The organism is Ligilactobacillus salivarius, from assembly GCF_035231985.1.
In the GTDB taxonomy this organism is placed as follows: Bacteria; Bacillota; Bacilli; order Lactobacillales; family Lactobacillaceae; genus Ligilactobacillus; species Ligilactobacillus salivarius.
The window spans coordinates 1,193,358-1,207,163 of sequence record NZ_CP117983.1 but is presented as its reverse complement, the minus strand read 5'-3'; the positions used below and the strand labels follow the sequence as shown (position 1 = coordinate 1,207,163).

Annotated in this window: 11 protein-coding genes; all 11 read left to right on the top strand. The window is 33.4% G+C overall.

Features of this window, described 5'->3' with window-relative positions; all coding sequences use genetic code 11:
* Positions 1-12 precede the first annotated feature (12 nt).
* Positions 13-1,026, top strand: a complete 1,014-nt coding sequence (gene gap, locus PTA89_RS05980) for a type I glyceraldehyde-3-phosphate dehydrogenase (protein ID WP_003700619.1) — start codon at positions 13-15, stop codon at positions 1,024-1,026.
* Positions 1,027-1,131: 105 nt separating this feature from the next.
* On the top strand, positions 1,132-2,334 hold the full coding sequence (locus tag PTA89_RS05975; RefSeq protein WP_003700618.1) for a phosphoglycerate kinase: 1,203 nt from the start codon (positions 1,132-1,134) through the stop codon (positions 2,332-2,334).
* A 57-nt stretch (positions 2,335-2,391) separates the two neighbouring features.
* On the top strand, positions 2,392-3,147 hold the full coding sequence (tpiA, locus tag PTA89_RS05970; protein ID WP_087250491.1) for a triose-phosphate isomerase: 756 nt from the start codon (positions 2,392-2,394) through the stop codon (positions 3,145-3,147).
* Between the two features lie 113 nt (positions 3,148-3,260).
* Entirely contained in the window at positions 3,261-4,586 is a 1,326-nt protein-coding gene (eno, locus tag PTA89_RS05965; protein ID WP_003700615.1) for a phosphopyruvate hydratase, read from the top strand.
* A gap of 161 nt (positions 4,587-4,747) precedes the next feature.
* Positions 4,748-5,821, top strand: coding sequence for a DNA polymerase IV (gene dinB / locus PTA89_RS05960; protein ID WP_324177063.1), 1,074 nt, complete (start codon positions 4,748-4,750; stop codon positions 5,819-5,821).
* A gap of 54 nt (positions 5,822-5,875) precedes the next feature.
* Positions 5,876-6,595: a response regulator transcription factor gene (locus PTA89_RS05955; RefSeq protein ID WP_003706557.1), complete on the top strand. Its 720-nt coding sequence runs from the start codon at positions 5,876-5,878 to the stop codon at positions 6,593-6,595.
* Positions 6,595-8,073: a HAMP domain-containing sensor histidine kinase gene (locus PTA89_RS05950; protein ID WP_324177062.1), complete on the top strand. Its 1,479-nt coding sequence runs from the start codon at positions 6,595-6,597 to the stop codon at positions 8,071-8,073. The genes PTA89_RS05955 and PTA89_RS05950 overlap by 1 nt, the downstream gene beginning before the upstream one ends.
* A 66-nt stretch (positions 8,074-8,139) precedes the next feature.
* Positions 8,140-9,321, top strand: coding sequence for an MFS transporter (locus tag PTA89_RS05945; RefSeq protein ID WP_081534805.1), 1,182 nt, complete (start codon positions 8,140-8,142; stop codon positions 9,319-9,321).
* A gap of 175 nt (positions 9,322-9,496) precedes the next feature.
* A complete protein-coding gene (locus PTA89_RS05940) occupies positions 9,497-11,035 on the top strand; it encodes a ClC family H(+)/Cl(-) exchange transporter (protein WP_324177061.1) in 1,539 nt (512 codons plus the stop codon).
* A 59-nt stretch (positions 11,036-11,094) separates the two neighbouring features.
* Positions 11,095-11,331, top strand: coding sequence for a preprotein translocase subunit SecG (secG, locus tag PTA89_RS05935; protein ID WP_003700607.1), 237 nt, complete (start codon positions 11,095-11,097; stop codon positions 11,329-11,331).
* 72 nt (positions 11,332-11,403) lie between these two features.
* A complete protein-coding gene (gene rnr / locus PTA89_RS05930) occupies positions 11,404-13,803 on the top strand; it encodes a ribonuclease R (RefSeq protein WP_324177060.1) in 2,400 nt (799 codons plus the stop codon).
* Positions 13,804-13,806: the final 3 nt, after the last annotated feature.

Genomic DNA, 13,806 nt, shown 5'->3' with positions numbered 1-13,806 from the left:
GAAATTTTAGTTATGACAACTAAAGTAGGTATTAATGGTTTTGGCCGTATCGGTCGTTTAGCATTCCGTCGTATTGCTGAAACATCTAAGGACTTGGAAGTTGTTGCTATCAACGACTTAACATCTCCAGCAATGTTAGCACACTTATTGAAATATGATACAGCTCATGGTCAATTTGACGGTGAAGTTTCTGCTACAGACAACGCACTTATCGTAAATGGTAAGGAAATTCCTGTTTATGCTGAAGCTGATGCTAAGAACATTCCTTGGGTTAAGAACGATGGCGTAGACTTAGTTCTTGAATCAACAGGTTTCTACACATCTAAAGAAAAGGCATCTGCTCACCTTGAAGCTGGTGCAAAACGTGTATTAGTTTCTGCTCCTGCAGGTGACATGACAACAATCGTTTACGGTGTAAACGACGATGCAATCACAGCTGATGACAAGATTGTTTCTGCTGCTTCATGTACAACAAACTGCTTGGCACCACTTGCAAAGGCTGTTAACGATGCATTTGGTATCAAAGCTGGTACAATGACAACAATCCATGCTTACACAGCTACACAAAAATTACAAGATGGTCCAGATCGCAAGGGTAACGTTCGTAACGCTCGTGCTGCTGCTCAAAACACAATTCCTCACTCAACTGGTGCTGCAAAAGCTATCGGTTTAGTTGTTCCAGAATTGAACGGTAAGTTAGATGGACATGCACAACGTGTTCCTGTAATTACAGGTTCCTTAACAGAATTAGTTGCAACTCTTGACAAAGAAGTTACAGCTGAAGAAGTTAACGAAGCAGTTAAGAAAGTTACAGAAAACAACCCATCATTCGGTTACAACGCAGATGGCATTGTTTCTTCTGACATTATCGGTACAACATTTGGTTCTGTATTTGACCCAACTCAAACACAAGTTGTTGGTAAGGGTGACGGCCAAGTTGTTAAAGTTGTTGCATGGTACGACAACGAATACGGTTTCACATCTCAAATGATCCGTACATTAGAAAAATTTGCTAGCATGATCTAATTTTAGTTTTTACTAAAATTAATTTGCAATGCAAGTTACTGAGGCGGGAGGAGGTTACTCCTTCCGCCTTTTATTTTAATTCTACTTTGGAGGTTTACTAAAATCATGGCTAAACTTATTGTTTCAGATTTAGACGTAAAAGGTAAAAAAGTTCTTATGCGTGTTGACTTTAATGTTCCTATTAAAAATGGAGTAATTGGTAACGACAACCGTATTGTTGCTGCTTTACCAACAATTAACTACATTATTGAACACGATGGAAAGGCTATTTTATTCTCACACTTAGGACGTATTAAGAAAGAAGAAGATAAGAAAGAATTATCTTTACGTCCAGTTGCAGAACGTCTTGCAGAATTATTAAACAAGCCTGTTACATTTGTTCCTGCTACACGTGGAGCACAACTTGAAGATGCTATCAACAATATGAATGATGGTGACGTTCTTTTAGTTGAAAATACTCGTTTTGAAGACTTAGATGGTAAGAAAGAATCTGGAAATGATCCAGAATTAGGTAAGTACTGGGCATCATTAGGTGATGTATTTGTAAATGATGCATTTGGTACAGCTCACCGTTCACATGCTTCTAACGTTGGTATTTCTGAAGCTATGAAAGCTGAAGGCAAGCAAGCTGCTGCAGGTTACTTACTTGAAAAAGAAATCAAGTTCTTAGGTAACGCTGTTGACAGTCCAAAGCACCCATTTGTTGCTATCTTAGGTGGTGCTAAAGTTTCTGATAAGATTGGTGTTATTAACCACTTATTAGGAAAAGCTGATAAAGTTATCGTTGGTGGTGGTATGACATATACATTCTACGCTGCTAAGGGTATCAAAATCGGTAACTCTTTAGTTGAAAAAGATAAGATCGAATTAGCTAAGGAAATTATGGAAAAAGCTGGCGATAAGCTAGTATTACCTGTAGACAACGTATGTGCAAAAGAATTTAACAACGATGCACCTAGTGAAGTTGTTGAAGGTGATATTCCAGATGGTTACATGGCTCTAGATATTGGACCAAAATCTGTTGAATTATTTGAAGATACTTTGAAAGATGCTAAGACAGTTGTATGGAACGGACCTATGGGTGTATTTGAAATGAGCAACTTTGCAAAAGGTACACTTGAAGTAGGTAAGTTCTTAGGTACTTTAAGCGATGCTACAACAATTGTTGGTGGTGGCGATTCTACAGCTGCTGTACAACAATTAGGTGTTGCTGATAAGTTAACACACATTTCTACTGGTGGTGGTGCTTCCCTTGAATATCTAGAAGGTAAGACATTACCTGGTATCGCTGCAGTTTCTGATAAGTAATTTAAGTTAAGTTATAGAAACTAGGTTGAGGTTTAATTTCTGAAAGGATGATTTATTGTGCGTACACCAATTATCGCAGGTAACTGGAAAATGAATATGAATCCAGAACAAACTGCAGAATTTGTAAAAGCTGTTAAGGATAATTTACCAGCAGCATCTGAAGTTGAAGCTGTTATTGCAGCTCCTGCTGTTGACTTACCAGCATTACTTGAAAATGCAAAAGGTTCTGATTTAAAAGTTGCAGCTGAAAACTGCTACTTTGAAGATGAAGGTGCTTTTACAGGTGAAACATCACCAAAAGTACTAAAGGAAATGGGAGTAGACTACGTTGTTATCGGTCATTCCGAACGTCGTGATTACTTCCACGAAACTGATGAAGATATTAACAAGAAAGCTCACGCTATCTTCCGTAATGGTTTAACACCAATCATTTGCTGTGGTGAATCTTTGGAAACTCGTGAAGCTGGAAAAGCTGAAGAATGGGTAGCAAACCAAGTTACAGCAGCTTTGAAGGATCTTTCCGCAGAACAAGTTGCAAGCTTAGTTATCGCTTATGAACCAATCTGGGCTATCGGTACAGGTAAGACAGCTACTGCAGATCAAGCAGAAGAAATTTGTGCAGTAGTTCGTAAGACAGTTGCTGATTTATATGATGAAACAGTAGCTGACAAAGTACGTGTACAATACGGTGGTTCTGTAAAACCAGCTAACGTTAAAGAATTAATGGCAAAAGAAGACATTGATGGTGGATTAGTTGGTGGAGCTTCATTAGTTCCTGATTCATACTTACAATTAGTAAACTACAAAAACTAGTTTTTAGGATAAATTATTCATAAGTAATTGAATAATTTAGTAAAAACCCTTAAAATATCTATTAGAGAAGGAATTCTCAGTTAATTTTTATAAACTCAAAGGAGTGTAATTTAATGTCTGCAATTACAGAAATTTATGCACGCGAAGTTTTAGATTCACGTGGTAACCCAACAGTTGAAGCTGAAGTATATACACAAGATGGTGGTTTCGGTCGTGGAATCGTTCCTTCTGGTGCATCTACAGGTGAACATGAAGCTGTTGAATTACGCGATGGTGACAAAGATCGTTACATGGGTAAAGGTGTAACAAAAGCTGTTGCTAACGTTAATGATATCATTGCTAAGGAAATCGTTGGTTACGAAGTTACTGATCAAGTTGCTATCGATAAAGCAATGATTGCTTTAGATGGTACACCAAATAAAGGTAAGTTAGGTGCTAACGCAATCTTAGCAGTTTCTATTGCTGTTGCTCGTGCAGCTGCTGACGAATTACAAGTTCCATTGTACAACTACATTGGTGGTTTCAATGCTCACGTATTGCCAACACCTATGATGAATGTTATCAATGGTGGTGCTCACTCTGATAACAAGGTTGACTTCCAAGAATTTATGATTATGCCTGTTGGTGCTCCAACAGTTAAGGAAGCAATCCGTATGGGTTCAGAAACATTCCATCACTTACAAAAATTATTAGCTGCTGATGGTAAAGTAACATCCGTTGGTGACGAAGGTGGTTTTGCTCCTGACTTTGCAAACAACGAAGAACCATTAGAATACCTTATCAAAGCTATTGAAGCTGCAGGTTACAAGCCAGGTAAGGATATTGCTATTGCTGTTGACGTTGCTTCTTCTGAACTTTGGGACAATGATTCCAAGAAGTACAAGTTACGCTGGTCAACAGGTGAAGAATTCACAACTGAAGAATTCATCAAATATCTTGAAGGCTTAGTTGCTAAGTACCCAATTATTTCTATCGAAGATCCTATCGATGAAAACAACTGGGATGACTGGGTAACAATTACTTCTGAACTTGGTAAGAAAGTTCAATTAGTTGGTGACGACTTCTTCGTTACAAACACAGAATACCTACGTAAAGGTATCAAGATGGGTGCTGCAAACTCTATCTTAATCAAGGTTAACCAAATTGGTACATTAACAGAAACAATGGAAGCTATCGAAATGGCTAAAGAAGCTGGCTACACAGCTATTGTTTCACACCGTTCTGGTGAAACTGAAGATACAACAATTGCTGACTTAGTTGTTGCTACAAATGCAGGTCAAATTAAGACTGGTTCTATGAGCCGTACAGACCGTCTTGCTAAGTACAACCAATTAATGCGTATTGAAGATCAATTAACAGACTTGGTTGCTAAGTACAAGGGTATTAACTCATTCTACAACTTGAGTGAACAAGCTCGTCAAGACATCATTAACAAGTAATTGTTATGACTTAAGAAAGAATGTGATTATTAATCACATTCTTTTTTGTTTGCTAAATTGAATATTAACTTATATAATATAAATGATTTAAAGAGATAAGTAATTATCTCTTTTTGTTTTATATTTTATAGAACGTACGTTTTAAAGGCGGTGATATTAACATGGAGAGAAAAATTTTGCATATTGATATGGATGCATTTTATGCTTCTATTGAAATGAGAGATAATCCAGAGTACTTAAATAAGCCATTAGTGATTGCTAGAAATCCTAAACATACTGCTGGAAAGGGAGTTGTAGCAACCGCTAATTATGTTGCTAGAAAGTATGGAATTCATTCTGCAATGAGTGCTCAAAAAGCATTAGATAAGTGTCCTCATGCAATTTTTAAAGCTCCTGATTTTGCTAAATATCGCCGAGTATCCAGTCAAATTCATACAATATTTCATGAGTACACTGATAAAATTGAAAATGTAGCACTAGATGAAGCATATCTTGACATTACAGAAAATAAGTTAGGTATAAAATCAGCAGTAGAAGTTGCCTGTAGAATTCAAAGAGAAATTTATTTAAAAACTAAATTAACTTGTTCTACAGGAGTTTCGTATAATAAATTTCTAGCTAAATTAGCATCTGATTACTCTAAACCGTTTGGAATGACAGTTGTGACACCAGATGATGTACAAGATTTTTTATTTAATATGCCAATTAAGAAATTTAGAGGCGTAGGTAAAAAAACATTACCTAAAATGTATGAGGAAGGGATATACTATGGTATTGATTTATATAATAAGAAAGAAATAGACTTAATTAATAAATTTGGTAAAATTGGACATATATTATATCAGCGTGTACGTGGTATAGATATGAGGCCAGTTGAATGGAAAAGAGAACGAAAATCTGTTGGCAAGGAGCGGACATTTGATCAACCTTTAAAAACAGTTGAAGAGGTTGATAGTCAATTAAGATTGATAGCTACAAAACTTGTAGATATAACGACAAGTAGACAAATTAGGGGAAAAACTTTAGTTATTAAAGTTAGAAATAATGATTTTGAAACGGTAACAAAGAGAACTACCCTTCAAGATTATATTCCTAATGATGTAGAAAATATAGTTTTTTATGGAAAACAATTATTTGAAGAAGTACAAGACATAGATATAGATGTTAGGCTATTGGGCTTGACTTTGACAAATTTAGATACTGTAAATTTTGAAAATATGAGCTTACCTATTTAAAGTTTAATAATGATAGTGTAGCATATTACTTATAATGTAAGTGAGGTAATAAACATGAAACTACTAATGATTGAAGATAACAAATCAGTATGTGAAATGATGTCCATGTTTTTTGAAAAAGAAAAATGGGACGTAGAATATGCTTATGATGGTATTTCTGCAGTAGAAAAATTTAAAGAAAAATCTGATGAGTGGGATATGATCACACTTGACTTGAATTTACCTGGAATGGATGGAATGCAAGTTAATGCTGAAATAAGAAAAATTTCAAGTACTGTTCCAATCATAATTTTGACTGCTAGAGATTCTGAAAGTGATCAGATTTTAGGCTTAGAAATGGGAGCAGATGAGTATGTTTCCAAGCCATTTTCACCAATAACATTAATTGCAAGAATTAAAGCCCTTCATCGTCGTGCTCAAATTTCTGCATTAGGAAGCAGCAAACAGAACAAGGAAGATGATGACTTTGATGTTAAAACAGATCATTTTAAACTAAATTCTAGTACTAGAGAAGCTTACTTGAATGACAATAGGATTGATGGTCTAACACCAAAAGAATTTGACTTGTTAAGAGTATTAGCAAAAAAACCACGTCAAGTATTCTCTAGAGAACAATTATTGCAATTGGTATGGGATTATGAATACTATGGTGATGAAAGAACAGTTGATGCACATATTAAAAAGCTAAGACAAAAAATTGAAAAAGTTGGTCCACAAGTTATACAAACTGTGTGGGGTGTTGGATATAAGTTTGATGATACAGAGGCAGAATAATGAAATTTATATATCAACAAATGCTGGCTTTTTTGTCTATTATAATTATTTTGTCTGGAACGTTAGCGATGGTCTTTTTTCATTTAACTAAGGAAATGACGTATGAAAATGCCTGGCAACAAATGCAAGGCTATGCTTATACCTTAAGAAAAGAAGCTCTTAAATTGACGACGGATAAAGCCGGAAAGACAATAATTGTATTGAATGTCTCACAATTAAAAGCTACAGAAAAATTATTATCAGCACAAAACACACATTTTACTATTTATACAAGTAGAACAGACGTGTTATATCCTGATAATTCAGTCATTCGTGAGAATAGAAGTATTAGTAAGGCTGATTGGAAAAAGTTGACAGCAGGTAATGTTGTTAAGAGAAAACAGGACTTTAGACCAAGAAAAAGTAAGAGTGAAGTAGATGGGTCGGATGTTAAAATAACGGATATTTACGCTCCTTGTTTTGATTATCAGGGAAATTTAGTAGCTGTTATTAAAGTAGGTGAAGACTTATCTAATATCACACAGAACCTACAAATTATAAGACGAAATGTAGTTTTGACCGTTGCCTTTGCAATTTTAGTAGGAGTTATTTTAAGTATCATAATTGCCCATTTCTTAACTAAAAAAATAGCTCGATTGAGAAATGCTACAGACCTAGTTGCTGCGGGAAATTTTGATGTGCATTTAGATACTAATGGTGATAGTGAATTGGACAAATTAACATTGGACTTCAATTCAATGGTACAATCATTGCGTGAATCAAATGAAGAAATAAAGCGTCAAGAAGAACGTAGACGCCAATTTTTTGCTGATGCAGCACATGAAATGAGGACACCGTTAACTACTATTAATGGGTTACTTGAAGGCTTGGCATATGATGCTATTCCTGAAGAAAGCAAAGAGAAAAGTATTGAATTAATGCGTAATGAAACTAAACGTTTGATAAGATTAGTAAATGAAAATTTAGACTATGAAAAAATTAGATCAGGACAAATTGAACTTTCCAAAACTGAGTTTGATGTTGTTCAAGTTTTAAATAATATTATTAAGCAATTAAGAAATAAAGCTGAACAAGTAGGAGATAAATTTGAATTGTATACACCTGATAAATTAATGGTTTATGCAGATTATGATAGGTTAGTTCAAATTATTTTTAATATTACACAAAATGCGATACAATTTACAGAAAATGGTGTAATTAACATCTCTGCTGAAAAAGGAAATGAAGAAACAATTATTCGCATCTCTGATAATGGAATTGGTATGAACGAAGAACAATTAAGAAATATTTGGGAACGATATTATAAAGCTGATCCTTCAAGAAAAAATACCAAGTATGGCGAATCTGGATTAGGATTATCTATTGTTCATCAATTAATGCAATTACATCAAGGAAGTGTTACTGTTGAAAGTAAGGAAGAAAAGGGGACAACCTTTACTTTACGTTTTCCAAATAAAAATAAGTTAAGTAAAATTTAGATTATTTAAGGATACAGTTAAACAAGGAGGTTTGACTGTATTTTCTTGTAGAGGGGTGGAGATTTTTTGAAAAAAGAAATATCTTTATTCGCTGTATTGCTAGGCTCTTTTTGTACTAGCTTTGAAATGAGTTTTATTTGGCCATTAACAAGTGTTTATTTGCACGACAATCTGCATATTTCACTCGCACTAGTGGGCTTAGTGTTATTTTTTAATTCTTTGGCTAGTGTAATTGGAAATATATTTGGTGGATTAGGATTTGATAAATTGAATCCATATTATTTATTGTTATTAGGCGGAGGAGTTACAACCTTATCCCTAGTTGTTTTAGTATTTTTCCACCAAGCTTTACCGTTTTCTATCTGTCTATTCTTTTTAGGATTAAGTGCAGGATGGAATGGAACTCTAATAAGTGCGTTAGGTGCGATATTGAAGAAATATGACGGTAATTATGTGTTTAATATGATTTATTTTATCCAAAATCTTGGAATTGTTATTGGGTCTTCAACTGTAGGTTTCCTATATGATTGGAATATAAAGTTGCCATTTATAGCTGCTATGCTAATTAGTTTTGGCTTTTTGTTAGTTGTAATGATAGGATTTCGTGCATTGAAGGACGAAAACATACATGGTAATACCCATAAACATAGTAAAGTTAAGGTTGTTTTACCAAAAATAAACATGTATTTAATCTATAGTTTATTTGCGATGTTGTTGGTTACTTGGACAATGTATCAACAATGGGGAAGTAATGTTTCAGTATATATTACAAGTTTAGGAATACCATTTCGTTACTATAGTGTTTTATGGACTATCAATGCAGGATTAATATTGGTAATTCAAATTTTTATTGTTAGATTAAGACATCTAATAAAGAATAATTATCTTCCAATTTACTTTGGTATATTTACTTTTGCGTTATCTTTTGTAGTTTTATTTTTTGCTAAACAATATTATTTATTTGTCGTAGCAATGGTCCTACTGACATTTGGAGAGGCTTTAGCTTTTCCGCAAGTTCCAGTTATTATTAATCAACTGACACCAAATGAAGTTAAAGGTAAATATCTTGGTTTAGTTAATTCATTTGGTAGTGCTGGAAGAGCAATCGCCCCTTTATTTGGTGGATTGGTTATTGAAGGTTTTGGATATAGAAATTTATTTTTAATTGCGATAATTTTTAATTTAGCAATATTAGTAATAGTGTATTTAGTTAGATTAAGAGTCGGAAATAACGTAAAAAATTATTAATAGATGTTAATAGATTTAATAGAATATATAGAAAATACAGGATCAATTTATAATTTATAGATTGATTCTGTATTTTTTATGGTGATGTTGAAATATTAAGCATTTAGATTGTATTTGAAATAGTATATAATTAAATTTATAACATTATTAAATTTTTATTTTGAAGGGAATTAAAATGAAATTTGATACGAGTAGATTTATATTTATAGTTAAAGGATTATTAGTTGGAGCGACAGTAGGAATTGTAGTTAGTTTATTTCGACTATTAATTGAAAAATTTTTAGTACTTATCAAGTTTTTGTTTATGCAAGCCCATAATAATTCAATCTATTTTATAATTTTAGCAATTATAATGTTGGTATCTTTAATAGCTAATTCAAAATTCATTAAGGATGAACCAAATATTAAGGGATCAGGTATTCCCCAAGTCGAAGGACAACTTGCTGGAGAATTGGAAATGAACTGGTGGTCTGTTCTTTGGCGTAAATGGGTTGGTGGAATTTTAAGTATCGGAATAGGTCTATTTTTAGGGCGTGAAGGTCCATCAATTCAATTAGGAGCAGCAGTAGGACAGGGGATAGCTGAAAGAACAAATCATCGCGGTTCTGGTAGAAGAATTTTAATTGCTGGAGGAGCTTCAGCAGGATTATCTGCAGCTTTTAATGCACCAATTGCATCAACATTATTTATTCTTGAAGAGGTTTATCATAATTTTTCTCCATTAGTTTGGACAACTTCTTTAGCAGCGGCAATTGCAGCTAATTTTGTTTCTTTAAATTTTTTTGGTTTAACACCAGTATTACATATGTCTTATAAATTAGCTTTTCCCATTCATTATTATATCCATCTAGTATTATTGGGAATTTTTTTAGGACTCTTAGGGTATGTTTATCAATACTTAACTTTAAATGTCGATAGATTTTATAAACTATTTGAATTTATCCCTAGTAATTGGTTAGCAATAATTCCCATAATATTATTATTTCCTTTAGGGTACTTTTTACCAGACACTTTAGGTGGAGGTAATAGTTTAATTCTTGAAATAGGTGGTAATATTCCGACGGTATGGCTACTTTTAGGTATTTTCTTATTAAGATTACTATTTTCTACTTTATCTTACGGTAGTGGATTGCCTGGTGGAATTTTCTTGCCTATTTTGACAATTGGAGCTACTTTAGGAGCTTTATATGGAGTTGTTGCAGCTCATTTTGGTTTATTGCCAGATAAATATATTGTTGACTGTATTATTTATGCCATGGCAGGTTATTTTGCTTGTATAGGGAAAGCACCATTTACGGCGATTCTCTTAATTACCGAAATGGTAGGTTCTTTGCATCATTTAATGCCATTAGCAGTCGTATCACTAACAGCATATACAGTTGTTGATTTATTACGTGGACGCCCAATTTACGAAGCATTGTTAGAAAAATTTCTTAAACGTTATACACCACATCCAGATGAGTTTACAGATCAATTAGAAATTCCTGTATTTGCAGGTTCATATTTACAAGACAAACAAGTTAGAGATATAACATGGCCTAAAGAATGCTTATTAGTGGCAATTCAACGTGGAGAAAAACAAACAATCCCACATGGTGATACGTTAATTAGAAGTGGTGATACTCTTGTAATTGAGACTGGAGATGCTCATCGTGCAGAAGTGGCAAGAAAAATTGGACATATTGCTAATGACATTTCCAACTGGAAAAACTAGTAAAGATATGTTAAATTAGAGTATATGTATTACTGTATAAGGAAAAGGAGGTTTTCCTTTTGTATAATGTGTTATTAACATTATTAGTTATTATCTCAATATTAATAATTATCGCTGTGATGATGCAGCCTGCTAAAAATGATAATGCTTCAACTGCTCTTTCAGGCGGTTCAAGTGAGTTATTTAGTAAGCAAAAACCACGTGGATTTGAAGCGTTTATGCAAAAAGTAACAACAATTTTAGGAATTTTATTTTTTGTAATAGGTTTGGCATTGGTTTATTTGTCATCTCACTAATTACTATAAACCTCCTGTTAATTTACAGGGGGTTTTTCTATACAAATTATTTAATAAATGACGAGGAATTAAATGGATAAAGAAAAATTACAAGAAAAGCTATTACAAATTTTTGAAGCTGAACCACAAAAAAAATTCCAAGTTCAAGATTTAGTTAAAGTTCTTGACATGGAAGGAGCAGGTCAATTCAAATTTGTAGTACAAGCTTTAGCAGATTTAGAACATAATAAGCAAATAAAATTATCTGAAGATGATACATTTAGTTTAATAGTAAAAGAAAGTCCTAAGACTTTTGAGGGAGTCTTTCACGCTAATGATAGAGGATTTGGCTTTGTATCAGTAGATGATGAAGAATTGGATGATTTCTTTATTAGTCCTACACAAACTTTAGCTGCATTGAACGGCGACCGCGTTGTAGTCGAAATGATCAGTGAAGGAGATCCTGAAATTAGCAAGCGTCCTGAAGGTAAGGTTATCGAAATTATTGATCATGCTCTAACACAAGTTGTTGGGGAATTTCGTGTTGATCCAGATGAAATCATGCCAGATGGATATATTGGAACAGTACATTTAAAAGATAAAAAATTATCTAATATCAAGTGCTTTATTGAAGAAAAGGGACTACATCCAGTACCTGGGGAAGTTATTTTAGCTGATATTACTTCCTATCCTACACAGACGTTACCAAATATAATCAAGGCAGTAGCTGTTAAAGTTATTGGTAATGTTAACGATCCAGGAATGGATATTTTAGAAATTGTATACCAACACAATATTCCAACTGAATTTCCAGAAGAAGTGTTAGAACAAATTTCTAAGATTCCAGACTATGTTACAGAAGAAGAAAAGGTTGGTCGTGTAGACTTAACTGATCAAGATCTTGTTACTATTGATAGTATAGAATCTAAGGACTTGGATGATGCTGTAAATGTTTGGAAACTTCCTAATGGGAATTATCATTTAGGTGTACATATTGCTGATGTTTCACATTATGTAAAACCTAAAACACCTCTAGATAAAGAGGCTTTTGAACGAGGTACTTCTGTTTATTTAACAGACAGAGTTATTCCAATGTTACCTCCTAAATTATCTAATGGTATATGTTCTTTAAATCCACATGTAGAACGTTTAGCAATGACATGTGAAATGGAAATTAATGCTGATGGAGAAGTTGTAAATCATAAAATTTTCCCAAGTGTCATTAAATCAACTGAAAGAATGACATATAAGGCAATCAATAAAATTTTAGAATCTGATGATGAAAAAACTAAAGAACGTTATGCAGATTTAGTACCTATGTTTAAAGACATGGCTGAATTACATAGGATTTTAGTTAAAATGAGAAAACGTCGTGGTGCAATTGATTTTGATGCCCCTGAAGCAAAAATCATTGTAGATGAATTAGGACATCCAATTGATATTGAATTACGTGAACGTGGAACTAGTGAAAGAATGGTCGAGTCATTCATGTTAGCAGCTAATGAAACTGTTGCGGCTCACTATAATAAATTACATGTACCATTTGTATACCGTATTCATGAAACACCAACTCCAGAAAAAATAACAACATTCTTTGAAGCTCTTAATAGTTTAGGAATAGAAGTTACTGGTAGAAGTAATGATGTTAAACCTAAGATGTTACAAAATATCTTGAAGAAGGTAGCAGGTAAACCAGAAGAAGCAATGGTATCAACAATGTTGCTTCGTTCTATGCAACAAGCTAAATACTCACCTGACCCATTGGGACATTTTGGTTTAGCAGCTAAAGATTATACTCACTTTACTTCCCCAATTAGACGTTATCCTGACTTGATGGTACATCGTTTGATTAGATACTATAAAGAAAATGGTACATCTGAACAAGTTCAAGAAAAGTATCGTAACAAATTAGACGAAATTACACTTCACAGTTCACAAATGGAAAGACAAGCAATTGACGCTGAACGTGATACTGATGCAATGAAGAAGGCTGAATTTATGGCTGATAGAGTTGGAGAAACATTCCCAGCTGTAGTTAGCTCAGTTACAAAATTTGGAATGTTTATTGCGCTTGAGAATACTGTAGAAGGTTTAATTCATATTAGTGAGATGAAAGATGACTATTACGTATTCCTTGAAAAGCAAATGGCGTTAGTTGGTCGTCATTCTAAACGAACATTTAAGATTGGACAACCAATTGAAGTTAAACTAATTAATGTTAATGTCGAACAAAAAGAGATAGACTTTAAATTAGAGGGTGTCAAAGATATTCCTAAGTCTGATTTATTAGAGGGTGTTGAATTACCTGAATTTAAACCACGTGATAATAATAAACGTCGTTTTAAAGATAAGGATAAAAAACGTTCACATGGCAATAAGAAGTACCATGGTAAAGATAAGAAAAACTTTAAAGGTGGACAAAAGCCTTTCTACAAAAATGGTAATAAAAATAGATTTAATCACTCTAATAAGAAAGGTCGACGTTCAAGATAAGTT

Bases quoted from the DNA above. Each gene is read 5' to 3' on its own strand.
- gap (WP_003700619.1), top strand. From the start codon at position 13: ATGACAACTAAAGTAGGTATTAATGGTTTTGGCCGTATCGGTCGTTTA.
- PTA89_RS05975 (WP_003700618.1), top strand. From the start codon at position 1,132: ATGGCTAAACTTATTGTTTCAGATTTAGACGTAAAAGGTAAAAAAGTT.
- eno (WP_003700615.1), top strand. From the start codon at position 3,261: ATGTCTGCAATTACAGAAATTTATGCACGCGAAGTTTTAGATTCACGT.
- dinB (WP_324177063.1), top strand. From the start codon at position 4,748: ATGGAGAGAAAAATTTTGCATATTGATATGGATGCATTTTATGCTTCT.
- PTA89_RS05955 (WP_003706557.1), top strand. From the start codon at position 5,876: ATGAAACTACTAATGATTGAAGATAACAAATCAGTATGTGAAATGATG.
- PTA89_RS05950 (WP_324177062.1), top strand. From the start codon at position 6,595: ATGAAATTTATATATCAACAAATGCTGGCTTTTTTGTCTATTATAATT.
- PTA89_RS05940 (WP_324177061.1), top strand. From the start codon at position 9,497: ATGAAATTTGATACGAGTAGATTTATATTTATAGTTAAAGGATTATTA.
- rnr (WP_324177060.1), top strand. From the start codon at position 11,404: ATGGATAAAGAAAAATTACAAGAAAAGCTATTACAAATTTTTGAAGCT.